Origin of the sequence: Rhodococcus sp. AH-ZY2 (assembly GCF_030916465.1) — a bacterium.
Classification (GTDB): domain Bacteria; phylum Actinomycetota; class Actinomycetes; order Mycobacteriales; family Mycobacteriaceae; genus Rhodococcus; species Rhodococcus ruber.
This window is the reverse complement of the sequence record NZ_CP126458.1, coordinates 4,938,808-4,961,096: the sequence shown is the minus strand read 5'-3', so window position 1 is coordinate 4,961,096 and position 22,289 is coordinate 4,938,808. Positions and strand designations below refer to the sequence as shown.

Genomic DNA, 22,289 nt, shown 5'->3' with positions numbered 1-22,289 from the left:
GGTGCCGTGCGGACGGCTCAGGCGACGCCCCCGGCGAGCGCCTGAGCCACTTCCGCCTCGAGACGGGCGACCAGCTGTTCGTCCGGCGCCTCGCCGCACACGCCGAGCCAGTTCGCGAGCATCCGGTGGCCGCCCTGCGTGAGGACCGATTCCGGGTGGAACTGGACGCCGTGGATGGGCAGCTCGCGATGCCGGAGGGCCATGACGATGCCGCTCTCGGTGAATCCGGTGGGGACGAGCTCGTCCGGCAGCGTGTTGGGCAGCACCGTGAGCGAGTGGTAGCGCGTCGCGGTGAACGGATCCGGCAGGCCGGCCAGCACACCGGTGCCGTCGTGCCAGACCGAGCTGGTCTTGCCGTGCAGCAGCTCGGGGGCCCGGTCCACGGTCGCACCGAAGGCGGCACCGATCGCCTGATGGCCGAGGCAGACCCCGAGCAGCGGCGTGCCCGCGTCGGCGCAGGCCCGCACGAGGTCCATGCTCGCACCGGCGCGCTGCGGCGTGCCCGGCCCGGGGCTCAGGAGGATGCCGTCGAACTCGGCCGCGATCCGGTCCGCGGCACCGGTGAGTCGCTCGTCGTCGTTGCGCCAGACTTCGGCCCGCGTCCCGAGCTGCCCCAGGTACTGCACGAGATTGAAGACGAAGCTGTCGTAGTTGTCGACGACGAGGATGCGCATGCGGAAAGGGTACCGACCCGTCAACGCAGCGTTGCTCCGCCCGTGTAGGCCGGTACCGACAACGACTCCGACGACTGCTGCGTGTAGCCCAGCCCGTAGCGCGCCGCGTACTGCTTGTACACGCGGATGCCCGGCTCGGCCGCCAGGGCGGCCTCGAGTCGCGCCGGGTCGCCCAGCGCGGTGATCACGTACGGCGGAGAGTAGGTACGGCCGTGCAGCAACAGGGTGTTGCCGATGCAGCGCGGTGCCGACGTCGCCACGAGCCGCTGATCCTGCATCGCGATCGCCTCGGCCCCGCCGGCCCACATCGCGTTGAGCACGCTCTGCACGTCCTGCTGGTGCACCACGAGATCGTCGGGCGACGCATCCGTCGGATACCTGCCGTCGGCGCCGCGCGGCGCATCGGTGAGGCTCACGGTGACCCCGGGGCCACGCCGTGCGGTCAGGCCGGCCGGATCCTCGAGAGCGACGGTGTCGGCGAGCACCGCGGCGACGTCGTCGTCGGTGGCCGCGGCCTGCGCCTGCAACTCGGTGACGCGTCCCGCGAGGTCGTCGCGGGTGGCGGCGAGCTCGTCCGACTTGGCCTGCGCTGCCCGCACGAGGTCGGACAGCCGCGCGGAGTCGCTCACGCGCAGTTCCTCGCCGTCGGAGACCCCGCGGGTGGTGCCGAGCAGCAAACCGGCGAGCAGGCACACGGCCAGCGCGGCGGCAGTCCACCCGAGCGCGCGGGCCCGGCCGTCCGACACGTGGACCCTCCGTTCCGGATTCTGCGTTAGCGTGTACTCACACTGGTAGTACACGCACTGGTAGTACACGCCAGGTAGCTGCCCAACCTACCTGTCCGCCCCGCGCGGTACCGCACGAACGAGGACGTCATGCCCAAGTCGAAGGTCCGGAAGAAGACCGACTACACGATCAACCCGGTGAGCCGCACCCCCGTGAAGGTGAAGGCGGGACCGTCGAGCACCTGGTACGTCGCGGTGATGCTCGGCTTCATGCTGATCGGCCTGGCCTGGCTGGTGGTCTACTACCTCGCGGCCGAGCAGATCTCGTGGATGAACGACCTCGGCGCGTACAACTTCCTCATCGGTTTCGGGTTCATGATCGTCGGCCTGATCATGACCATGAGGTGGCGGTGAGGTTACAGGAGTGTAGTTCATCCCCACCTGTGGACAAACCTGTGGACGAACTGGGGAAAGCTCCCCGTGTCCGGTGAACAACCCCTGCGCTGGTCCACGCCCCCGCTCGCGATCGTCGCGCTGGCGGTGGGCGGCGTCGTGCTCGCGGTGGCCGCGGCGACGACTCCCGATCCTGCCGGCCGCACCCTCGTCGGGCTCGCGGCCGCGGTCGCACTCGTCGTCGCGGCACTCGCGGCCCGGCAGCGCCCGCGGCTCGAGGTGCTTCCCGAAGGCGCCGGACTGGCCGTCACCCGCCTGACGGGACGACGCGAGCTGCCCCGCGCAGCCCTGACGCGGGTACGGATCGTCGCGTATCCGCGGCTCGGCCGGCGGGTCCCCATGCTGGAGATCGACGTGCGCGACACCCAGGGCGACGAGCACCTGCTCATCTTCGGGCGCTGGGACCTGGGTACCGATCCCCGCACGGTGTACGACGCACTCGCGGTGCGGGGACTGGCGCCGGATCAGACGCCGAGCTGAGCCCGCAGGCGCAGGACGGCCAGGGCGAGGACCAGCACGGTGACCACCGTGACGCCCCCCAGCGCGAGCCATCCCGTCCGGACGAAGCGGGCGCGGTCGTCGCCCGCGCCCAGTGCGCGCGGGGCGAACAACAGTGCCGCCGTCGCCGCCGCACCCGCGGCCAGGCCGCCGAGGTGTCCCCACAGGGAGATGCCGGGGATGGTGATGCTGATGACGACGTTGAGGACGACGATCGCCAGCACCGGCGCGGGGCTGCGCCGCAGCCGCATCAGGATCACCGCCTGCGCTCCCAGCAGGCCGAACACGGCGCCGGAGGCGCCGGCAGTGACGGCGCCGGTCTCGAGCAGCATCACTGCCGCGGATCCGCCGAGGATCGACACGAGGTAGACGGCCAGGTACCGGAGCCGGCCGAGGACGAGTTCGGTGTCCCGTCCGATCACGTACAGCGCGAACATGTTGACCGCGAGGTGCAGCACCCCGAAGTGCAGGAATCCGCTGCCCAGCACCCGGATGTACTCGTCGCGAGCGGCGATCATCGGCGGCCACAGCGCCCACTCGAAGAACAGGCTCGACGAGCGCTCGTTGTTCATCACGCTGCCGGACTGGGCCGCGGTGATCGCGAAGATTGCGGTGTTCAGCGCGATCAGGATGTACGTCACGAGCGGGGTGTTCGCCTGCGACCGGACGGGCGCGCCCGCGACGGTGCGGGCCTGCGGGACATCACGTCGAGCGGCCCCGACGCAATCGACGCACTGCTGACCCACCGCGGCGGACCGCAGGCAGTCGGGGCAGGCCGGTCGTCCGCATCGGCTGCACGAGAGCAGGGTCGGGCGATCGGGATGCCGGACGCACCGCGGCTGGGGCGGGTGGCCGCCCCCGCCGGCCGCGTGGCCCCAGCCGGGGTTCGTCATGTTCGGTCTCTCTCAGGAAATGGTGATGCTGTCGATGACGACCGGCTCGACCGGACGGTCCGCACGGTCCGTCGCCGTCGTGGCGATCGCGTCGACGACCTTCCTCGACGCGTCGTCGGTGACCTCACCGAAGATCGTGTGGCGCCGGTTCAGGTGCGGGGTCGGTCCGACGGTGATGAAGAACTGCGAACCGTTGGTGCCCGGTCCGGCGTTGGCCATCGCGAGCAGGTAGCCGCGGTCGAACTGCAGCTCGGGGTGGAACTCGTCGCCGAACTGGTAACCCGGGCCGCCGCGGCCGGTGCCGGTCGGGTCGCCGCCCTGGATCATGAAGCCGTCGATGACGCGGTGGAAGACCGCACCGTCGTAGAACGGGCCGCTGGTCTCGCCCTTGGCGTTCTCGGTCTTGTACTCCTTGGTGCCGTTCGCGAGGCCGACGAAGTTCTCGACGGTCTTCGGGGCATGGTTGCCGAAGAGCTCGATCACGATGTCGCCGCGGTTGGTGTGCAGAGTCGCGGTTGCAGTCTTTTGAGGTGAAGTCACTCCTCCATCGTGCCATCCGGGTCCGCGACACCGGAGCGGTCCGTCTCTCATACCCCAGGAGTGAGGTTTCGCTGTGCAAAAGTGGGTACATGACGAGTGTGAGCGAGTCCAGAACCAAGAGCGGGTCCGGCACCGGAAGCGAACTCGTGTGCCCCCCGAAGGAATCCAAGGGGGCCGGCGGCTACCTGAAGCTGGCAGGTCAAGGCGCGACGGCCCTGGCGCGGGGGCCGCTTGTCACCGGACTGTTCGTCGCCCGGAAGGGTCTCGACGTCGCCCGGAACATGGCTGGAAACCGGGAGTGCCGCCGCGCACAGGCCGCAGCGACGATCGAGTCCGGTTCCCGGGGCCGGGGCCGCAGGCTCCTGGTGACGGTCGGTGCGCTCGGCGTCGTCGCCGCGGGTGGAGTGGTGTTCTACCGCAGCCGGCTCGGGGATCACCCGCCCGTCGCTCCGGAGCCGCCGCGGATCGAGTCGGTTCCGCCCGTGTCGGTCGCAGCGCCCGAGGCCGTCGCCCCGAAGACCGAAGCGCCGAAGACCGAAGCACCGAAGACCGAAGCCGCCACACCGAAGCCGGCGGACGCACCGAAGACGACGCCCCAGCCGGCCGCGACGCCCGAAGCCGCCGCCCCGAAGACCGAAGCACCGAAGACCGAAGCCGCCACACCGAAGCCGGCGGACGCAGCGAAGACGAAGCCCGAGCCGGCCGCGACGCCCGAGGCGGTGGCTCCGAAGCCCACGCCGGCACCGAAGCCCACGCCGGCGGCCGGCACGGCGCCGAAGAGCACAGACGCGGCACCGAAGGGCACGGCCGATGCGGCCCCGACCGGAAAGCATGCGGCCAAGGAGGAACCGGCTCGCAAGCCGACCCCCGAGCCGAAGAACGCGGCTGCCGGTGGCAAGGGCACCTCTGCGAAGCCGCAGCCGCCGAGTGGTCCTGCCGGGGGACCGAAGAAGCAGGACTGAGGTCCGCCGGGATCACGGGACGGAATCGGATCCGGGGCAGGTCGCGTCGCGCGCGGCCTGCCCTTCTTCGAGCAGTTGTCGTTCGGTGACGCGTAGTTCCAGATCGACGATCCGGCCGGCGACAACGTAGATCAGGATTGTCAGCAGTAGTACGACAGGTACGGACGCAAGGAATTCCATGTCGGCCTCCAGCGGTGGTCCGCGTAGGCGGGAAGGTGGAGGTGCTCGGGTGCGTCGTCGGTGACCACTCCAGCGTACGGACCCGCACGGGGTGCCTGTCGGGACGGCCACCGCGCCGCTCCGTGATCTGTCGCACACCCTCGGGTTACTCGCCGGTACCGATCCGGCGAATATCGTGATGCACGTCACAAAACGGGTGGATACTCGCCGGTAGCAGTCCTATCGGGGAGGCATCACATGGCACAGCAGATACACGCCAGCGAGGAACAGTCGCGCGCTCTCGCAGAGGAGTCCCGCGAGACCAGCTGGCACAAGCCGTCGTTCGCAAAGGAGTTGTTTCTCGGGCGTCTGACCCTCGACCTCATCCATCCGTTCCCGCGGCCCACCCCCGACGAGGAGGCCCGGACCGAAGGGTTCCTGGCAGAGCTTCGCCGCTTCTGCGAGGGTGTGGACGGCAGCCGCATCGAGCGCGAGGCCCGGATTCCTGACGAATACGTCGCCGGATTGGCCGAGCTCGGCTGCTTCGGCATGAAGATCTCCCAGGAGTACGGCGGCCTGGGACTGTCGCAGGTGGCCTACAACCGCGCGCTGATGCTCGTGGCCAGCGCCCACCCGAGCCTCGGCGTCCTGTTGTCGGCGCATCAGTCCATCGGAGTGCCCGAACCCTTGAAGCTGGCCGGGACACCCGAACAGAAGCGCGCTTTCCTCCCGCGGTGTGCGCGGGGGGCGATTTCGGCCTTCCTGCTGACCGAGCCCGACGTGGGTTCCGATCCCGCCCGTCTCGCCTCGACGGCGGTGCCGGTGGAGAACGGCGACGCGTACGAACTCGACGGCGTGAAGCTGTGGACCACCAACGGAGTGGTCGCCGAACTGCTGGTGGTGATGGCGCGGGTGCCGCGCAGCGAGGGCCACCGCGGCGGCATCTCGGCGTTCGTCGTCGAGGCGAACACCCCGGGCATCACCGTCGAACGCCGCAACTCGTTCCTGGGCCTGAAGGGGATCGAGAACGGCCTCACCCGGCTGTACAAGGTGCGGGTGCCGAAGGAGAATCTCATCGGCCGCGAGGGTGACGGCCTGAAGATCGCCCTGACCACCCTCAACGCCGGCCGGCTCGCGATCCCGTCGATGTGCGCCGGTGCCGGCAAGTGGGCGCTCAAGATCGCCCGGGAATGGTCCGGCGCCCGTGTCCAGTGGGGTCGCCCGGTGGGTCGGCACGATGCGATTGCCGGCAAGATCGGATACATCGCGGCCACCACGTTCGCCCTCGAAGCCGTGGTGGAACTGACCGGCCAGATGTGCGACGAGGACCGCAACGACATCCGCATCGAGGCGGCTCTGGCCAAGCTGTGGTCGAGCGAGGTGGCCTGCGAGATCGCCGACGAGTTGATGCAGATCCGAGGGGGACGCGGCTACGAGACGGCGGCGTCGCTCGCGGCCCGGGGGGAGCGGATGGTGCCCGCCGAGCAGCTCCTGCGGGACCTGCGGATCAACCGGATCTTCGAGGGCTCGAGCGAGATCATGCGGCTCTTCGTCGCCCGCGAAGCCGTGGATGCCCACCTGCGGGTGGCGGGTGAGCTGGCCGATCCGAAAGCCACTCTGGACACGAAGGCCCGGGCCGCCGCCAAGGCGAGTGGCTTCTACGCCAAGTGGCTGCCCCAGTTGGTGGCGGGCAAGGGCCAGCTGCCCACCTCCTACGGCGAATTCGGTCCCGTGGCACACCATCTGCGCTACGTGGAGCGGTGTTCACGCAAGCTCGCTCGGTCCACGTTCTACGGTATGGCCCGGTGGCAGGGTGGTCTGGAGAAGCGGCAGAATTTCCTGGGGCGGCTCGTCGACATCGGCGCGGAACTGTTCGCCATGTCGGCAAGTTGCGTACGGGCGCAGATGTACCACACCGACGGTCACCCCGAGACGGATGCGGCCTACGAACTCGCCGACGTCTTCTGCCTCCAGGCGAAGCTCCGCGTGGACTCGCTGTTCGCCGCGTTGTGGACGCACACCGACGATGCCGACCGGCAGCTCACGGCCGACGTCCTCGACGGCCGCTACACCTGGCTGGAAAAGGGCGTGATCGATCCCAGCGAGGGCACGGGCCCGTGGATCGCCGAATGGTCGCCCGGGCCGTCGGTGGAGCAGAACCTCGCCCGCAGATTCCTCGGCGCCGACCATCCGGTGGTGTGAACGGGCCGCCGGCCGCGCGCGCCCTGGTCAGCCGCGACAGCAATCGCTGTCGCGGCTGACCGTCCTGTCCGCGGATCCCACGCGGCCGTCGGTCAGAAGGCGCCGCAGTTGGACGGTGCGGGCCGCCCGGCGAACCGGTCGTTCAGGTAGGCGACCGCTTCGGGCATGCCCGCGACCAGCGGCAGCGCGTGATTGACGGCCAGGCCCGGCAGGATCGGCGGGGTGGTGTTCGTGGAGAACTGGACAGTGGCGCCGAGGGCGCACCAGTCCGTCGCGAGCCGGTGACCCTGGCCGTAGGGCACGATGTCGTCCATCGTTCCGTGCTGCACGAGTACCGGCACCGACGGCTGCAGGCGTCCGATCCGCTGCGCGGCGATGGCTTCCTTCGCCTCCGGCAACCGGTCGACGACCACGCTCAGCGGCTCGCCCGTGCGGGTGTAGTCGTTCGTGCGCTGGAAGCCGTAGCGGAAGATCGTCTCCGGGGCGCACTGGTTCGCCACCGACTGCAGCATCTCGCGTCCCCGGTCGTTGATCTCGGCGTCGATGAGATCCCGGAGCTCGGGGTAGGCCTCGCCCAGGCCGTTGATCGTGTAGCCGATCACGCCGGTCAGTGCCGTTCCGTCGACCTGGTTCAGCGTGGCCTCGAGGTCCGCGGGCGGCGCACCGGCGTAGACGCCCACCAGGTTCAACTCGGGTGCGTAGGTCGGCTGCAGTTCGGCGGCCGCCGACACGGCACCCCCGCCCTGGGAGTACCCCCACAGGCCGACCGGCCCGTCGGGGGTGACGGACGCGGCGGGCAGGCTCTGGGCCGCCCGGACCGCATCGAGCACCGCGTGCGCCTCCGCGAGGCGGTTGACGTAGGTGTGGTGGCCCGGCGTCCCGAGACCGTCGTAATCGGTGACGACGACGGCGATGCCCTGCAGCAGCATGGTGTTGATCGACAGCAGTTCGTACTCGGTGAACAGGTCGAGCGGCGGGGTGTAGGACACGAGCGAGTTCAGCTGCTTGGACGGCGCACACTGGTCGCCTTGGCCCTGGGTGCCCGGCGCGATCGCGACGAGCGGCCGCGGACCGGGACCGTTCCAGGGCAGCGACGGCTCGAGGTAGGTGCCGCCGACGGCGTTGGGGTCGCCGTTCGCATCGAGGCTGCGGTAGAGCAGCCGGGTGCCCTGTGCCGGGAACACGCCCTGCGGCGTCGGGACGCGGACGGCGAGGTCGGACGGTCCGCTGCGGAGTACGGCGCCGGAGGCGCCGGCCAGGTCGAGCGGAGGATCGTAGAAGTTCGCGTCCGCGCCCGCCGTCGCCGGCGCCGCGAGCATCGTTCCCGTCAGCGCCGCGGCCGTCGCCGCGGCGCCGACCCATCGTCGGGCGCGCCCCATCCCCATCCCCATCCCCATCCCCACGGTCCCTTCACAGGTCGATGTCCGTGTGTCGGACGACACAAGCGGTACGCACTGTAACAGCTAACTTACCGGCGCGTAAGTGCGCATTTCGCATCTTGTGACCCGCACACGAGGTCGCGATCCGTCGTTTGTGCCCCCGCATCGCCGCTGGTCGGAGACAATCCGGGCATGACCGCGGAGCGCAGCGAACCGCACCTGCACCGGCTGACCACCCCGCACGCCGCCGCCGCCGTCGGGATCGTGTTCGCGGTCCTGTTCACGACGAGCATCGTCCTGATCCGTCAGGCGATCCCGGCGGACCCCTTCGGCACGACCGAGTGGCTGGACGCCGGCCGCTCACGGCTCACCGTCGCACTGATGCTGTCCCAGTTCGCCTGCATCGCGTTCCTGTGGTTCATCGGTGCGCTCCGGCACCGGCTGGGCGACCTCGAGGACCAGTTCTTCTCGACGGTCTTCGTCGGCAGCGGCCTGTTGTTCCTGGCGCTCATCCTCGTCACGATGGCCAGTGCCGGCGGTCTGCTCCTGGCGGACCAGGCGGCGGCCGTCCCTGCCCAGGAGTCGGCCGCCTTCGCGCACGCGCTGATCCTGCAGATCAGCAACGTCTACTCGATCCGGATGGCCGCGGTCTTCATGATCTCGCTGGCCACCATCTGGATGCGCACCGGGCTGATGCCCCGATGGCTGGTCGCCCCCACCTACCTACTCGCTCTCGTCCTGCTGTTCGCGGTGACCGAGGCGCTGTGGCTCACCCTGGTCTTCCCGGCCTGGGTGGCCGTGATCAGCCTGTTCCTGCTGACCCACGCCCGGCAGGCGTTCCCGCCCCGGCGGACGATCCGGCCGAGAACCTGACAGGTGCCACCCCCGCCGGATGCGAGAGTATCCGTCCGCAACTGCCGCAGCCTCGAGACCCTGGGTGCGCACGGGCGGTGCTGATCTCACGCGCGAATCTTAGTGGTCCCTGCAAGATCCCGCGCGATGCTACGGCGCGGCTTCCCCGGCCGTAGCCGAGTCGGTAGCAAGATGTACGCCGATCGTTGTCTACAGGAGGTTTGACATGGCTGTGGGAGTCGGTCTCCGGATCGGGAGCGTGGTGTCCACCGCGGTCCTCGCTTCCAACGACCCCGGCAGTCCCGATCCTGTCGTCATAGCCCGGGACACCGTCCTGCACATCGACTCCGACGGCACCACCGTCCTCGGCGGCGCCCCGCATCCGGCCGGCGAGGCCCGCTACCTGTCGGGATTCCTCGGCCGGGTCGGCGATCCCGCCGGCGTCACCGCCAGCGACGGACGCATCTACCGGGCCGAGGACTCGATGGCCACGGCAATCGCCTGCCTGCTGCACGAATGCCCCCCGCTGCCACCGGACAGCGGACCCGACGGCGGCCTGCCGAGCGTCACCGCCACCTACCCGTCACGGTGGGACCAGTCCACCGTGGCCGCACTGCAGGCCGCGCTCGACTATGCGGACCTGCGGCACATCGCCCTCGTGTCGGACGCCGAGGCGGCCGCGACGTGGTACGCCTCGGAGATCTCGGAGACCCCGGGACAGCTCGTCGGCATCTTCCACGTCGACGACGGCGGCTCGACCGTCAACCTCGTGCGTTCCGGCGTCTCGGCCGGCAAGGCGTTCCGGTTCGCCGCCAAGAGCGCCCCGTCCCCCGCGGCCCAGCTGGCCACCGCCCTCGGCGCCTTCGGCTGGCTTTCGCACAATCTGGACGCCGTCGTGGTGATGGGCGACGGGTTCGTCGCGCGCGACCGCTCGCACGTGCAGTCCATCGCGGACAGCCTCGCCGCGAAACTCGGGGTACGCACCCTCGTCGGACCCGGTCCCGAGCAGACCGCCGCCCTCGGGGCCGCCATCCTCGCGGCCGGCTTCACACCCGCACGCGTGGTCAAGGCACGGATCGGACTGCCCCCGTCGTACGACGTCACCGATGTTCTCACCGGTGGCATTCCGCGCATCCGTGAACTCGAGGCGGCCGAGCGTGCCCGGGCCGAAGCGGCGGCGGAACGAGACAGGGCAGCGGGCGCACCCGCGAGCCCCGCACCCGTTCCCGCGACGACCGGCGCCGACCTCCGATCCGGCGACGCGCGGCCCGAGGACGGCGACGCCGACGACACCGCCGGCGCGACGCTCACCTCCACCGCGACGCCGCCGAGCCGCAACTACTCGGCGATCGGAGCCGTGGTCGCGGTGATCCTGTTGCTGGCCTTCGCGGCCGTCGCGCTGCTCTGACCGCCCGGTTCAGTTCTCCGCGAGGCTGGTCAGCACCGCGGCATCCTCCGCACCGAACTTGTCCTCGAGGACCTCGGGGCTGTAGTCGAGATCGATCTCCTCGACGGGCCGGCCCCGGGCGGATTCGATGGCCCCGAGCCGTCGCTGGGCGCGGTCGGCGGCGTAGGAGACGAACTCGTCGGGATCGAGACCGAAGGGCTGTTCTTCGAACTGGTCGTTGACCCACTGGATCATGCCGAGCGCGAGCGGCAGCAACTCCCCCATGCGCTGCTGCACGACATCCCAGTTCGAGTCGTCGGCGGCGACGTGGCGGCGGCACGTGAAGGTTCCCCATGCCATGTGCCGGCGTTCGTCGTCGCCGATCCGGCGCACGAGTTCCTGCATCCCGGGCAGGATCCCGCGTTTCGTGCACACCTTCTGCCAGGCGTAGTACCCGGTGAGGGCGAGGCTGCCCTCGATGACGTGGTTGTAGGTGACGCTGGCGCGGACCTGGCTGGCGGGGCTCGGATCGGTCTCGAGGACACGCAACGAGTGGGGCAGTTCCTCGTAGAACAGCTGCCGGTAGTAGGGGTTGTCCGCGACGTAGGGGTGCAGGTCCGCGGTCAGGCCCACCGCGTCCATCCACAGCCGGAAGACCTGGGTGTGCTTGGCCTCCTCGAAGCAGAACTGGGTCAGGTACATCTCGTCGCCGAGACGGCCCTCGGCGGCCATCGCCCGCAGGAACGGCTGGATGTCCTGGGTGACGGCTTCCTCACCGGCCACGAACTGTGCGACGAGATAGGTGGCGCTGCGGTGCTGCTCGCTGTTGAGCTCGTTCCAGTCGGCGGCGTCGCGGCTGAAGTCCAGATCGAGCGGATCCCAGAACTTCGCGTTGCCCTTCGCGAACAGCCGCAGCGGGAAGGCGTCCCAGTGCAGTCCCCCCGCGCGCAGGGTTCCGAAGCCCTGACGTTCCGGCAGTGCTGTAGTCATGAGCGTGCCGCCTTTCCTCGACCCGGATGGACGCGTGCCCTGACGGTAGCGCCATTTCGGCCGGGTGTGACGGGAACCATACAAACTGTAGGTACGGCGGTGCCCCGGCCGGGATTCCACGCGGATCCCGGCCGGGAGCAGGCTCCGTCAGCCCTCGAACAGGGTGTCACCCGGGTATCCCCCGGGACCGAATCCGGGTGGGACGGCGAACACCGCCGACCCGACCGGGGTGATCCACGGGTTCAGCGCGTCGTGCTCGGCGAGCCGCTGTTGCACCGGGACGAACTGCGCGTCCACGTCGGCCTGGTACGCCGCGAACAACAGTCCGGCGCCGTCCGGGTCGTCGTAGTTGTAGCCGCGTCGCAGGAACTGCTCGTTCGCGTTCCGGGGCCGCGCCCGGGCGACGTGCGATTCCGGAGGGATCACCGGAATGCCGTGGACGTCGGTGGCGGCGAAGTCCGGATCGTCGTGCTCCCGGCTGCCGGTCAGCGGCGCCCCGGCGGCCAGGTCCCGGCCCACCGCGAGCTCCCGGGCGGGCCGGTCGAGCTCGTCCCACGTGTCGAGTTCCATGCGGATTCGCCGCAACACCAGGGACGTGCCCCCGGCCAGCCAGGCCGGGGCGCCGGGATTCCACACCTGCCGGTCGAAGTCCGTGCTTCCCGCGGCCGGGTTGACGGTGCCGTCGACCTGACCCATCAGGTTGCGCATCGTGGTCCCGGTGGGCTTGGTGCCCACCGCGTTGCGGAATCCGCGCTGGATCCAGCGCACCGTGGCCAGCGATCGCACGCTCTTGGCGAGCGTGCGAGTCGCATGCGAGACGGTGACCGGGTCGTCGGCACATACCTGCAGCAGGAGGTCACCGCCCGACCAGCGCTCCTCGAGGCGATCGATCGAGAACGCCGGCAGCGGCCGCAGCCACTCCGGCCGCTGCGCCTCGAGACCGGCCGCGTCGAACACGGCAGGGCCGAATCCGACCGTCACGGTCAGCCGCGCGGGATCGAGGGCGAGTTCGGGCTCGGTGTCGCCGAGGGCGGGACTGCCCCCGGCCAGCCGGCGACCGTCCTCGGCCCACACCTTCATGATCCCGACCAGCGCGCGACGGTCGAGTCCCGGACGCAGATCCAGCGCGACGAAGGCGGCGAAGGCCTGCGGGTCGGTGTCGATGCCGGCCTGGTGCACGCCGTGGAAGGCGACCGTGCGCCCACCGGTGGGCTCGGGCTCCCGCGTGGCGGCGTACCCGAGACCGGTCCCGACTCCGGCCGCGCCGATGCCGGCGGCGCCCAGGACGGCGGCGCCGCCACCGAGGAGACGCCGCCGGCTCAGCTCAGCCACCGTGGTTCGCCCCCGCGCCGGCGCTCGGCTGGTAGTTCTCCTGCGCGCCGGAGAAGTCGCGGACCTGTGCGGTGAACTCGGTCGTCGAACCGTCCTCGAAGGTCAGCTCGAAGGTCACTTCGGTACCGGGCAGGACCGGCTCGACGAGGTCCATCAGCATCAGATGGTCGTTGCCGGGGGCGAGCGAATGGGTGCTGTGCGCGGGAATGACCAGTCCGTCCGCCTTCTCGCGCATCACCATGGCGCCGCCGTCGCCGGCCGCCATCTCGTGGATCTCGGTCCGGGCCGAACTGGGGCTGGCAGCGGAGACGATGTGGATGTCGGTGTCGCCGGTGTTCTCGAGTTCGGCGAATGCACCGGTCATGCCGGATTCGGCGGCCTTCGCCCACGCCGAGGAGACGGTGAGCGAGTCCGCGGACGCGGCGGCGGGCTCGTCGGACGAGCATCCGGCGGCGAGCAGGGTCGCGGCCGCGGCGGCAGCGAGGAACAGGGTCTTCTTCATGGGGATTCTCCGTTATCGGTCCGAGGGCGCACGGGTGCGCGCGGTCACCGCGGGGCGCGGTGACCGAGAGGGGTCGGGTTCAGACCGTGACGGGAGGGCCGCGAGTGCCGAGACCGGCGGCGACGAGCAGTCCCCGGCGGAGCCGGGGACGGTGGACGACGGGCGTCCACGCGGGGACGGCGACGGGCGCCGGCGCGAACGACATGGGGACCGCGCGAGCGAGGGCGGCCAGCCCGACCCGGCAACCGTGTTCGGCACCACGGACGAGTAGCGCCGCGACGACGATCGCCCCGGCGTGCGCGGCGAGCATGCCCGGACCGGGGACGTGGACGTGCCCCGCATCGAGGGAGAGGGCGCCGTGACCGACCACCTGACCGACGGCGAGCACGCCGACGATCGGCACGCGAGTGCCCGCGGCGAGCAGACCCACCGTCATGGCGGCCGCGAGCAGCAGGACCGCCGGCGCCTGCCCCGGGACGGAACCGCCAGCGAGGGCATGGGCGGCGATGCTCACCGCACCCGACATGCCGCCGACGAAGGCACCGCGCACGCGCGCGACGACTCCGTTCTCGGCAGACATGCAGCCAGGATACGCGCCCGTTACTACGGGGAGTAGTAACAACGCTCACAAGGAGGCGCCGTCCAGGGAGTCCGGCCCGACCCGCGGAGAGCCCGGCGGTGCACGCGGTGCGTGGCTCGTCGTTTCACGTGAAACCAGCCGGCGCACAGTCGCCTATTGACAATAGACTGTCATATTGACAGCATATTGTCATGATTGAGACCGTGCATGTGGCCGTGTACAACACCTTCGCCGATTGGGAGGTCGGCCACGCGATCGCCCATATCAACAAGCCTCTCTGGCACAAACACTCCGGCCGGTACACCGTCGCCACGGTCGGCACCACGCTCGAACCCGTCACCACCATGGGCGGAATCCGCATCCTTCCCGACACCACCCTGGACGAGGTGCGGCCCGACAACAGCGCGATGCTCGTCCTGGCGGGCAACGACATCTGGAACACCGAGCAGTTCACCCCCTTCGCCGACCGGGCGCGTGAGTTCCTCGAGGCCGGGGTTCCGGTGGCCGCGATCTGCGGGGCCACGGGCGGGCTCGCCCTCGCCGGCCTGCTCGACGACCGCGCGCACACCAGCAACGCCGCCGAGTTCCTGGCCGGGCTGGGGTACGCCGGCGGCGACCTCTACCGCGACGAACCGGCCGTCACCGATCGGAATCTGATCACCGCGAGCGCCACCGCCCCCGTCGAGTTCGCCCGCGCGATCCTCGAACACCTGGAGGTGTTCGAACCGCACGTCCTCGAATCCTGGTTCAAGCTCTACGGCCGACGCGACCCCGCCGGCTTCTACGAACTCATGGCCGGATGAGCGAGCGCCCGGAACAGGAACTCCTCAGCGGCCTTGCCCTGACGTCGTTCCGGCTCAACGGTCAGTTCCTCGAAGTCGCCGAGACGCTGGCACGTCCGTCCGGTCTCACGGCGGCGTGGTGGCAGGTCCTCGGTGCCGTGCTGCACGATCCCCTGCCGGTCGCCGGCATCGCCCGGGCGATGGGGATCACCCGTCAGAGCGTGCAGCGGATCGCCGACCTGCTGGTCGAGCGCGGCCTCGCCGAGTACCTGCCCAACCCCGCCCATCGGCGCGCCAAGCTCGTCACGCCGACCCCCGCGGGCCGTGCGGCGGTGACCGGGATCGATCCGGCGCACGCCGCCTTCGCCCGGCGCCTGGCCGATGCCGTGGGCGAGGAAGGTCTGGCCGCCACGCTCACCGCGATGCGGCAGCTCTCGGCGGTCCTCGACGAACTCACCGAGCAGGTGTGAGCACAGACGACGCCAACTGATACGTCGCGATACCGTGCGATGTGCCCACAATTGCCGGTCGGCGTCGCTCCCAGCCGCCACCACCTCACGTGGTCCATGAAGCGATCATCGATCCGGGCCGCGACCCGACCCGTCCGTGGCTGATCCTGCGCGACGGCGAACAGCGGCCCGCCGTCCTCGATGCCGTCGAGCCGAACCTGGTGGTGTGGAGCTCGCTGTGGCCGTGGCGGCCCGACGCTCGGGTTCGGTTCGACCTGACCGGCGGGCGAAGCGGCACAATCCTGCATTGGACGTTGATCGTCGACGATCCGGTGCCGGACGAAGAGACCACTGTCCGCATGCGGAAGCGGATCAACGAGTTGATCAACGCCAATCTGCGCTTCACATTCGGGCAGTAGCAGCACGGCGACCGGCGACGGATGTGGGCAAGAAGTGGGCAGAACGAGCAGAGGGCGTCTTCCGGAATTCCGGAAAACGCCCTCTACCTCGATCTTTACTTGTGGAGCCTAGGAGATTCGAACTCCTGACATCTGCCTTGCAAAGGCAGCGCTCTACCAACTGAGCTAAGGCCCCGTCTGCCGCCTCAGCGGGCGGTGACCTCGTGCCATTCGTCCTCGCTCCGCAACATCCGGGCGAGTCCGACGGTCACCAGCACCACGGTTCCCACAAGGAGAAGAACCTTCATGCTCGCTGCCCTTTCGGCACGGGGAGTGGGCCTAGGAGGACTTGAACCTCCGACCTCTTCGTTATCAGCGAAGCGCTCTAACCGCCTGAGCTATAGGCCCTCGAACCGAGTTGGAACACTACCCCACCGAGCCGGGAAGTCCAAAATCGGCTCGGTGGGGACTCGTTTCCCCAGCTCAGTCCGGGTCCGCGAGGGTCACCTGCACGCCGCCGACGAGGTCGGTGCACAGGTTGTAGATGAAGGCTCCCAGAGTGGCCAGGGCCGTGAACAGGATCGTGTTGACCAGCCCGATCACCGTCGCGTACCCGAAGACCTGACCGGCGGTGATGAGGCCACCGCCACCGGTGTCGGACACCATGTCCGTGAACGCGCTGTTGAGCCGTTCCCACACGCCCATGCCTTCGAGCACGCCGTACAGCAGGCCGACGGCGACCATCCACACGAAGAACAACGAGACGGAGATCACCGAGGAGATCTTCAGCATCGACCACGGATCGATGCGGCGCACCTGCACCGTCGCACGCAACGGCTCGCCCGCGACCGGAGCCGCCGTGGCGACCGGAGCAGCCGGCTGCGCGGCCGCCGGCTCTTCGACCGGCGCGGACGGCAGCGGATGCTTGACCGTGGACAGATCCGGCAGATCCTTCGCCAGGTCCTTGCGTTCGATGTGCCGCGTCGGACCGTCGATGACGGCGGCCTTCGTCTTGGCCGCCGACCGGTCCGCGCCAGCCGTGGGCGCGTTCATCGAGGCGGCCGCGGTGCCGGTGACGACCGGCCGGGTCGGGGGCGTCGCGGCGCTGGGCCGGTTCCCGGCCGGATTTCCGCCGGAACGAGCCGCCGGCTCCTTCGCCGGGCCCGGCTGCTGTCCGCCCGGCTTCTGCCCGCCCGGCTTCTGTCCGCCCTGCTGCGCCGATCCGGCCGGATCCGCCCCGGGGCGCGCAGCGGGCTTGTCACCGGGGGTCTCACTCGGGGTGGGCACTACGGGACGTCCGGTCGAGGACGGTGCCTGACCCGGACGGGCCAGGTTCGTCTGCGGCACGTTCTGCGGGGTCTCCTGCTGATTCCCGCGCTGCCACGGAGGGGTGGGAGGCCCGCCCGGACGTTGCTGCCCGGGACGCGACGTCCCGCCCTCCGCCGTCGGGGGCTTGGCCGTGCCGTCGGCCGGCACGCCCGGGTTCGCTCCCGCCCCGGGGTTCCGGGCGGCACCGCCCGACGGCGTCGCTCCGCCGGCCGGCTTCCCGGGCACCTCTCGTCCGTTCTGACCCTTCGGCGGCTGCGCGGGCGGCGGACCCTGCTCGGCGCCGTTCGGTCCCTGGGGAGTGCTCACTTACGACTCCTTCGCTTCGAGTGCGGCGCTCTCCTCGGGCTCGTCGGCGTTGCGTGCGATCGCCAGCAACGTGTCCCCCTCCCCCAGGTTCATCAACCGCACACCCTTCGTCTGTCGGCCGGCCTTGCGCACCTGCTTCGCGGGGGTCCGGATGACGCCACCGCCCGAGGTGATCGCGTACAACTCGTCGTCGTCGTCCACGATGAGCGCTCCGACCAGAGTGCCACGCTTGCGGTCGTACTGAATGGTCAGCACGCCCTTGCCGCCGCGTCCCTGCGCCATGTAGTCCTCGATCGGGGTGCGCTTGGCGTATCCACCGGACGTCGCGACCAGCAGGTACGTGCCCTCACGGACCACGTTGAGCGAGAGCAGGGCGTCGTCCTCGTTGAACCGCATGCCCTGGACGCCCGAGGTCGCCCGGCCCATCGGCCGCAGCACCTCGTCGCTCGCCACGAAACGGATCGACTGCCCCTTGGCGGAGACCAGCAGCAGATCGTCGTCCGACGAGCACAGCACCGCACCGACCAGTTCGTCGTCGCCGCGCAGGTTGATCGCGACGATGCCGCCGGACCGGTTGGAGTCGAAGTCCGACAGTCGCGACTTCTTGACCAGGCCGTTGCGGGTCGCGAGCACCAGGTAGGGGGCGTCCTCGTAGGACTTGAGCCGGATGACGCCCTGGATCCGCTCGTCCGGCTGGAAGGCCAGCAGGTTGGCCACGTGCTGGCCGCGCGCGGTGCGGTTGGCTTCCGGCAGCTCGTAGGCCTTCGCCCGGTACACCCGGCCCTTGGTGGTGAAGAACAGCAGCCAGTCGTGCGTGGACGTCACGAAGAAGTGCTTGACGATGTCGTCCTGCTTGAGATCGGCGCCCTTGACGCCCTTGCCGCCACGCTTCTGGGACCGGTACAGGTCGGTCTTGGTGCGCTTGGCGTAGCCGGTCTCGGTGATGGTGACGACGACGTCCTCGCGGGCGATGAGGTCCTCGTCGGAGACGTCCCCGTCGGCCGCGACGATGCGGGTGCGACGGTCGTCGCCGTACTTGTCGACGATCTCCTTCAGCTCGTCCCGCACGATCGCGCGCTGACGCTCGGGCTTGGCGAGGATGTCCTTGAGGTTGTCGATCTCGAGCTCGATCTCGGCGAGTTCGTCGACGATCTTCTGCCGTTCCAGGGCCGCGAGACGACGCAGCTGCATCGCCAGGATCGCGTCGGCCTGGATCTCGTCGACGTCGAGCAGTCCGATGAGGCCGGCGCGTGCGTCCTCCACCGTCGCCGAGGCGCGGATCAGCGCGATGACGTCGTCGAGCGCGTCGAGCGCCTTCACGAGACCGCGCAGGATGTGGGCCCGTTCCTCCGCCTTGCGCAGCAGGTACCGGGTCCGCCGGACGATGACCTCGATCTGGTGGGTGACGTACAACCGGATCATCTGGTCGAGCCGCAGGGTGCGCGGCACGCCGTCGACGATCGAGAGCATGTTGCAGCCGAAGCCGGTCTGGAGCTGCGTGTGCTTGTAGAGGTTGTTCAGGACGACCTTCGCGACGGCGTCCCGGCGGACGGTCACGACGATGCGCATGCCCGCACGGTCCGACGACTCGTCGTGGATGTCGGAGATGCCGGCGATCTTGCCGTCCCGGACCTGCTCGGCGATCGAGGTGATCAGGTTGTCCGGGTTGACCTGGTACGGCAGTTCGGTGATGACGATCGAGGTCTTGCCCCGGGCGTCCTCCTCGATCTCCACGACACCGCGCATCCGCACCGACCCGCGGCCGGTGGTGTACGCGTCCTTGATGCCCTGGCCGCCGACGATCAGGCCCGCGGTCGGGAAGTCCGGGCCCTTGATGCGCTCCATGACGGCGGCCAGGGTGACTTCCTCGTCGGCCTCGAAGTTCTCGAGCGCCCAGTAGATCGCGTCGGCCACCTCACGGAGGTTGTGCGGCGGGATGTTGGTGGCCATGCCGACCGCGATACCGCCCGAACCGTTGATCAACAGGTTGGGGATACGGCTGGGGAGAACCACCGGCTCGAGCGTGCGGCCGTCGTAGTTCGGCTGGAAATCGACTGTCTCGTGGTCGATTTCGCGCAGCATCTCCATCGCGAGCGGGGTGAGCCGGCACTCGGTGTTGTGGCTGACGAATCCGTTGGTGACGAACGCGTGATCATCGGTGTCGACCCGCAGGCTGTAGACCGGCTCCACGTCGCCCTCGGCGACGAAGGCCACCTCGGCGTAGTAGAACCGGCCGTCGGTCAGCTCCTCGGCGATGGCTCGGGCATCGGGTTCCGTGATGTGCGACGCGATCTCGTCACCACGGTGCTCCCAACGTTCGATCCGATCGACGTTGTGCCGCCGGAGCCAGTTGACGTTCGCCGGATCCGTCGCGCCGTGCGTACGGAGGAACGCCGCGAGACCGGGGACGAAGTCCGTGCTCATGGAGCGTGCCGCCGCCGCGGGGCTGCTCGACTCCGCCGCGGCAAGGACCTGCTCGAGCTTGCGCTGCTTGCAGCCGACGAAGCCGATACGTTCGGCGAACAGGCGGGCGTCACGCCGGTTGGTGACGGCGACCTTGTACTCACCGGTCGCGTGCCGATACCGGCGGCTGACGACGCCGAACTCCAACAGCAGCTGCTGCACGTCCTTCGCCAGTTGCAGGCTCCGCGTGGAGTACGACACCTGCACCGTGTTGCGTGGTAGCGACGAGCACGATCCGTCGCCCTCGAACAGGGCACCGAGGAAGATGCGCTTGAGTGCTGTCGGCGACTCCCAGATGAAGTCGGGAACGCTCTTGCGGTCGCTGCGCTGACCGATCACACCCGCCAGCACGCTGCGCCGCAGCATCGTCAGGTCCTGGACGTCGAGCTCGTGCAGTGTCGAACCCGACTTGATCACCCGGCTGTAGACGTAGCGCCGGCCGCCGACGACCCGATCGAACGCATCCACGACGCGATCGAAGAAGTCCCGGTCGAGGTTGTTGAACCCGGCGCGGTTCTCCGAGACGAAGCCCTCACTGACGAACGCACCGAGCAGCAGTGCGGCAGCCGCCTCGTACTCGTTGTGCCTGCCGTGCTCCTCGGCGGAGGGAACACGCTGCAACACCACCCGGTCACCGCTGCGGATCTCGTCCAGCAGCTTCCACAGCAGGGTGGGAACACCCGCCACATCCACCAGGCAGAGCACCGGGTGATTGGCAGTTCCGCGCATCTCGTAGCCCTCGACCGTGCTGAGGGTGTACGTGCGATGGGTGCCCGAGTGGAACAGCATCTCGGCCATCACCGGGTTGCCGTGACGATCGAGAACCTTCAGGTCGATCTCGTTGTCGCTGTCGGGCTCGACGCCGGGCAGGATCTCCGAGATGCGGATGCTCTGGCCGTGGGGCATTCGCACGAGCGTGTCGCCCGGCACGCAGTACCGCATCGCGGCTGCGCCGTCGTTACCGCGGGACCCGAAGTTGCCCTGGCCGTCGACGAGGGGGTAGCGCATCGACCACGGCTGCGCGAGCCGCACGAGTGTGTCGTAGATCGAGGCGTCGCCGTGCGGGTGGTAGTTGCCCATCGTCTCGGCGACGGCACGTGCCGACTTCACGTAGCCGCGGTCCGGGCGGAACCCGTTGTCGTACATTGCGTACAGGACGCGGCGGTGCACCGGCTTGAGACCGTCCCGCACATCGGGCAGGGCGCGGCCCACGATCACGCTCATCGCGTAATCGATGTAGCTGCTCTGCATCTCCTGCTGGATGTCGACGGGCTCGATGCGGTCGTGCCCCGGCCCCTCCGGCGGCAACGTGGTGTCGGTCATGAGCTCCTTCTTCTACTCGGCTCGAACGCCGCGGACTTCCGTCCGGCGCGCGTCTCGCAACCACCCGAGTCTATAGGTGCAGGTCAGCTCGCACACCGACCGATGCGGCGATTCCGCTCGGCCGGTCCGTCCCGGCGTCCGAAATTTCCTTCACGAGCGCCCCGGAACGGAGGCGTCGTCGTCGGTGGCCCAGCGGGCGAACTCCTCCTCCAGTGCCATGTCACCCCGGCTGGGGGCGAGCAGCAGCGCGGCGATCGGCACGGCGAGAACGGCGATGCCGAGCACGAAGGAGGGGAACAGCAGTGCGGTGACGGTCCGGCCCGACGGCAGCGGGACGGTCGGATCGACCTCGACGCGCATGCCGGCCATGCCGGTGTAGTGCAGTGCGACGACCGCGCAGCCCATGAGCAGGGCGGCCGGGACGCGGAGCACCCATCGATCCGCGGTCTGCGCGAGCCACAGGGCGACCGTGGCCGCGACGACACCGATGGCCACCGAGGCGACGACGAAGCTCGGGTCGTGCTCGAGCGAGCCCTGGATCCGGATGGCCCACATGCCGCTGTAGTGCATGAGGCTGACCGCGAGTCCCATCCCGAGGCCGCCGACGAGCAGGCGGGCGAAGGACGGCACGCGGTTCACCCACGCGGCGCGGGAGCTGACGAGCCAGAGCCCGAACCAGGTGGCGGCCACCGACAGCGCGACGGAGAAGACGGTCGGCCCCAGGGCGTACCGAACTGCGGTACCGGGAATGTCGAAGCCCATCATCCCGATGAAGTGCATGAGCCAGACGGCCACACCGCCCACCGACAGGGCGGCCATGGCCATCCAGCGGCGATGGCCGCGGTCGGTGGGCGCGGTCAGCGACTGACGGGCGCAGGAGAGACCGACGAACGATCCGACGACGGAGGTGGCATAGGCGAGGAAGAACACCCACATCCCCATGGAGAAGTGGTGCATTTCGTGGGACATCGTGACCTTCCGAGCACGGCGCGCGAAGCGGTCCGTGCTCGTGGTGGCGCGCCTCACCGAATCGATACGGGCTGCGACTCCGCCCCCCTCGACAGCGATCGGAGCGTATCGCATCGATGTAATTCGGGAGGGTCCCGGTCCC

Annotated in this window: 22 protein-coding genes and 2 tRNA genes; 9 read left to right on the top strand and 15 right to left on the bottom strand. The window is 69.6% G+C overall.

The window, feature by feature from the left end:
• Window positions 1-17: 17 nt before the first annotated feature.
• Both QNA09_RS23795 and QNA09_RS23790 read right to left on the bottom strand, forming a co-directional pair.
• Window positions 18-674 carry an aminodeoxychorismate/anthranilate synthase component II gene (locus QNA09_RS23795; RefSeq protein WP_010595471.1) on the bottom strand — a complete coding sequence of 219 codons (657 nt, stop codon included), beginning with the start codon at window positions 672-674 and terminating at the stop codon, window positions 18-20.
• Between the two features lie 20 nt (window positions 675-694).
• A complete protein-coding gene (locus tag QNA09_RS23790) occupies window positions 695-1,420 on the bottom strand; it encodes a DUF881 domain-containing protein (protein WP_010595470.1) in 726 nt (241 codons plus the stop codon).
• Window positions 1,421-1,549: 129 nt separating this feature from the next.
• On the opposite strand from QNA09_RS23790, the gene crgA reads away from it, so the two are divergent.
• Together crgA and QNA09_RS23780 are read left to right on the top strand one after the other, a co-directional pair.
• Window positions 1,550-1,813: a cell division protein CrgA gene (gene crgA / locus QNA09_RS23785; RefSeq protein ID WP_003936616.1), complete on the top strand. Its 264-nt coding sequence runs from the start codon at window positions 1,550-1,552 to the stop codon at window positions 1,811-1,813.
• A gap of 66 nt (window positions 1,814-1,879) precedes the next feature.
• Window positions 1,880-2,332, top strand: a complete 453-nt coding sequence (locus tag QNA09_RS23780) for a PH domain-containing protein (RefSeq protein WP_017682269.1) — start codon at window positions 1,880-1,882, stop codon at window positions 2,330-2,332.
• Here the strand turns inward: QNA09_RS23780 and QNA09_RS23775 are convergent.
• Complete coding sequence (locus tag QNA09_RS23775; protein ID WP_040273131.1) at window positions 2,317-3,243, bottom strand: rhomboid family intramembrane serine protease; 927 nt, start codon at window positions 3,241-3,243, stop codon at window positions 2,317-2,319. The genes QNA09_RS23780 and QNA09_RS23775 overlap by 16 nt on opposite strands.
• 12 nt (window positions 3,244-3,255) lie before the next feature.
• Window positions 3,256-3,783, bottom strand: coding sequence for a peptidylprolyl isomerase (locus tag QNA09_RS23770; protein ID WP_017682271.1), 528 nt, complete (start codon window positions 3,781-3,783; stop codon window positions 3,256-3,258).
• An 89-nt stretch (window positions 3,784-3,872) separates the two neighbouring features.
• Between QNA09_RS23770 and QNA09_RS23765 the strand changes: the two genes are divergently transcribed.
• On the top strand, window positions 3,873-4,745 hold the full coding sequence (locus QNA09_RS23765; protein ID WP_228287135.1) for an alginate biosynthesis protein AlgP: 873 nt from the start codon (window positions 3,873-3,875) through the stop codon (window positions 4,743-4,745).
• Window positions 4,746-4,757: 12 nt separating this feature from the next.
• Here the strand turns inward: QNA09_RS23765 and QNA09_RS23760 are convergent, their stop codons facing one another.
• Complete coding sequence (locus QNA09_RS23760) at window positions 4,758-4,925, bottom strand: hypothetical protein (protein ID WP_017682272.1); 168 nt, start codon at window positions 4,923-4,925, stop codon at window positions 4,758-4,760.
• A gap of 237 nt (window positions 4,926-5,162) precedes the next feature.
• Between QNA09_RS23760 and QNA09_RS23755 the strand changes: the two genes are divergently transcribed.
• Window positions 5,163-7,106, top strand: coding sequence for an acyl-CoA dehydrogenase family protein (locus QNA09_RS23755; RefSeq protein WP_040273126.1), 1,944 nt, complete (start codon window positions 5,163-5,165; stop codon window positions 7,104-7,106).
• 92 nt (window positions 7,107-7,198) lie between these two features.
• Here the strand turns inward: QNA09_RS23755 and QNA09_RS23750 are convergent, their stop codons facing one another.
• Window positions 7,199-8,485, bottom strand: a complete 1,287-nt coding sequence (locus tag QNA09_RS23750) for a lipase family protein (RefSeq protein WP_010595464.1) — start codon at window positions 8,483-8,485, stop codon at window positions 7,199-7,201.
• A gap of 192 nt (window positions 8,486-8,677) precedes the next feature.
• Here QNA09_RS23750 and QNA09_RS23745 point away from each other — a divergent pair, with 192 nt between their 5' ends.
• Together QNA09_RS23745 and QNA09_RS23740 are read left to right on the top strand one after the other, a co-directional pair.
• Complete coding sequence (locus QNA09_RS23745) at window positions 8,678-9,358, top strand: hypothetical protein (RefSeq protein WP_010595463.1); 681 nt, start codon at window positions 8,678-8,680, stop codon at window positions 9,356-9,358.
• A gap of 205 nt (window positions 9,359-9,563) precedes the next feature.
• Window positions 9,564-10,745, top strand: a complete 1,182-nt coding sequence (locus QNA09_RS23740) for a hypothetical protein (RefSeq protein ID WP_308072125.1) — start codon at window positions 9,564-9,566, stop codon at window positions 10,743-10,745.
• Between the two features lie 9 nt (window positions 10,746-10,754).
• Here the strand turns inward: QNA09_RS23740 and QNA09_RS23735 are convergent, their stop codons facing one another.
• From QNA09_RS23735 to QNA09_RS23720, 4 genes are all read right to left on the bottom strand, one after another.
• A complete protein-coding gene (locus tag QNA09_RS23735; protein ID WP_010595461.1) occupies window positions 10,755-11,714 on the bottom strand; it encodes a R2-like ligand-binding oxidase in 960 nt (319 codons plus the stop codon).
• A gap of 147 nt (window positions 11,715-11,861) precedes the next feature.
• On the bottom strand, window positions 11,862-13,046 hold the full coding sequence (locus QNA09_RS23730; protein WP_040273121.1) for a Dyp-type peroxidase: 1,185 nt from the start codon (window positions 13,044-13,046) through the stop codon (window positions 11,862-11,864).
• Window positions 13,039-13,548: a copper chaperone PCu(A)C gene (locus QNA09_RS23725; RefSeq protein WP_010595459.1), complete on the bottom strand. Its 510-nt coding sequence runs from the start codon at window positions 13,546-13,548 to the stop codon at window positions 13,039-13,041. Before QNA09_RS23725 ends, QNA09_RS23730 begins: the two co-directional genes overlap by 8 nt.
• A 79-nt stretch (window positions 13,549-13,627) precedes the next feature.
• Window positions 13,628-14,128, bottom strand: coding sequence for a hypothetical protein (locus tag QNA09_RS23720; RefSeq protein ID WP_102031795.1), 501 nt, complete (start codon window positions 14,126-14,128; stop codon window positions 13,628-13,630).
• Window positions 14,129-14,319: 191 nt separating this feature from the next.
• Here QNA09_RS23720 and QNA09_RS23715 point away from each other — a divergent pair, with 191 nt between their 5' ends.
• The 3 genes from QNA09_RS23715 (at window position 14,320) to QNA09_RS23705 (ending at window position 15,778) form a co-directional block, all read left to right on the top strand.
• On the top strand, window positions 14,320-14,931 hold the full coding sequence (locus tag QNA09_RS23715; protein ID WP_102031794.1) for a type 1 glutamine amidotransferase family protein: 612 nt from the start codon (window positions 14,320-14,322) through the stop codon (window positions 14,929-14,931).
• Window positions 14,928-15,380, top strand: coding sequence for a MarR family winged helix-turn-helix transcriptional regulator (locus QNA09_RS23710; protein ID WP_010595456.1), 453 nt, complete (start codon window positions 14,928-14,930; stop codon window positions 15,378-15,380). Before QNA09_RS23715 ends, QNA09_RS23710 begins: the two co-directional genes overlap by 4 nt.
• Before the next feature lie 89 nt (window positions 15,381-15,469).
• Window positions 15,470-15,778, top strand: coding sequence for a hypothetical protein (locus QNA09_RS23705; RefSeq protein WP_010595455.1), 309 nt, complete (start codon window positions 15,470-15,472; stop codon window positions 15,776-15,778).
• Between the two features lie 102 nt (window positions 15,779-15,880).
• Here the strand turns inward: QNA09_RS23705 and QNA09_RS23700 are convergent.
• The 5 genes from QNA09_RS23700 to QNA09_RS23680 form a co-directional block, all read right to left on the bottom strand.
• Window positions 15,881-15,953 (bottom strand) — tRNA-Ala (locus QNA09_RS23700).
• Between the two features lie 138 nt (window positions 15,954-16,091).
• A tRNA-Ile gene (locus QNA09_RS23695) sits at window positions 16,092-16,165 on the bottom strand.
• Window positions 16,166-16,240: 75 nt separating this feature from the next.
• Window positions 16,241-17,392 carry a DUF3566 domain-containing protein gene (locus QNA09_RS23690; protein WP_119699207.1) on the bottom strand — a complete coding sequence of 384 codons (1,152 nt, stop codon included), beginning with the start codon at window positions 17,390-17,392 and terminating at the stop codon, window positions 16,241-16,243.
• Complete coding sequence (gene gyrA / locus QNA09_RS23685; protein ID WP_017681011.1) at window positions 17,393-21,178, bottom strand: intein-containing DNA gyrase subunit A; 3,786 nt, start codon at window positions 21,176-21,178, stop codon at window positions 17,393-17,395.
• Between the two features lie 150 nt (window positions 21,179-21,328).
• Window positions 21,329-22,261, bottom strand: a complete 933-nt coding sequence (locus QNA09_RS23680; RefSeq protein WP_119699206.1) for an MHYT domain-containing protein — start codon at window positions 22,259-22,261, stop codon at window positions 21,329-21,331.
• Between the last annotated feature and the right edge of the window lie 28 nt (window positions 22,262-22,289).

What these genes read in the sequence shown, in the direction of transcription:
- QNA09_RS23750 (WP_010595464.1), bottom strand. Translation starts at nt 8,485, where the DNA reads ATGGGGCGCGCCCGACGATGGGTCGGCGCCGCGGCGACGGCCGCGGCG.
- gyrA (WP_017681011.1), bottom strand. Translation starts at nt 21,178, where the DNA reads ATGACCGACACCACGTTGCCGCCGGAGGGGCCGGGGCACGACCGCATC.
- QNA09_RS23755 (WP_040273126.1), top strand. Translation starts at nt 5,163, where the DNA reads ATGGCACAGCAGATACACGCCAGCGAGGAACAGTCGCGCGCTCTCGCA.
- QNA09_RS23715 (WP_102031794.1), top strand. Translation starts at nt 14,320, where the DNA reads ATGATTGAGACCGTGCATGTGGCCGTGTACAACACCTTCGCCGATTGG.
- QNA09_RS23710 (WP_010595456.1), top strand. Translation starts at nt 14,928, where the DNA reads ATGAGCGAGCGCCCGGAACAGGAACTCCTCAGCGGCCTTGCCCTGACG.
- crgA (WP_003936616.1), top strand. Translation starts at nt 1,550, where the DNA reads ATGCCCAAGTCGAAGGTCCGGAAGAAGACCGACTACACGATCAACCCG.
- QNA09_RS23745 (WP_010595463.1), top strand. Translation starts at nt 8,678, where the DNA reads ATGACCGCGGAGCGCAGCGAACCGCACCTGCACCGGCTGACCACCCCG.
- QNA09_RS23720 (WP_102031795.1), bottom strand. Translation starts at nt 14,128, where the DNA reads ATGTCTGCCGAGAACGGAGTCGTCGCGCGCGTGCGCGGTGCCTTCGTC.
- QNA09_RS23735 (WP_010595461.1), bottom strand. Translation starts at nt 11,714, where the DNA reads ATGACTACAGCACTGCCGGAACGTCAGGGCTTCGGAACCCTGCGCGCG.
- QNA09_RS23740 (WP_308072125.1), top strand. Translation starts at nt 9,564, where the DNA reads ATGGCTGTGGGAGTCGGTCTCCGGATCGGGAGCGTGGTGTCCACCGCG.
- QNA09_RS23765 (WP_228287135.1), top strand. Translation starts at nt 3,873, where the DNA reads ATGACGAGTGTGAGCGAGTCCAGAACCAAGAGCGGGTCCGGCACCGGA.
- QNA09_RS23795 (WP_010595471.1), bottom strand. Translation starts at nt 674, where the DNA reads ATGCGCATCCTCGTCGTCGACAACTACGACAGCTTCGTCTTCAATCTC.
- QNA09_RS23775 (WP_040273131.1), bottom strand. Translation starts at nt 3,243, where the DNA reads ATGACGAACCCCGGCTGGGGCCACGCGGCCGGCGGGGGCGGCCACCCG.
- QNA09_RS23680 (WP_119699206.1), bottom strand. Translation starts at nt 22,261, where the DNA reads ATGCGATACGCTCCGATCGCTGTCGAGGGGGGCGGAGTCGCAGCCCGT.
- QNA09_RS23760 (WP_017682272.1), bottom strand. Translation starts at nt 4,925, where the DNA reads ATGGAATTCCTTGCGTCCGTACCTGTCGTACTACTGCTGACAATCCTG.
- QNA09_RS23725 (WP_010595459.1), bottom strand. Translation starts at nt 13,548, where the DNA reads ATGAAGAAGACCCTGTTCCTCGCTGCCGCCGCGGCCGCGACCCTGCTC.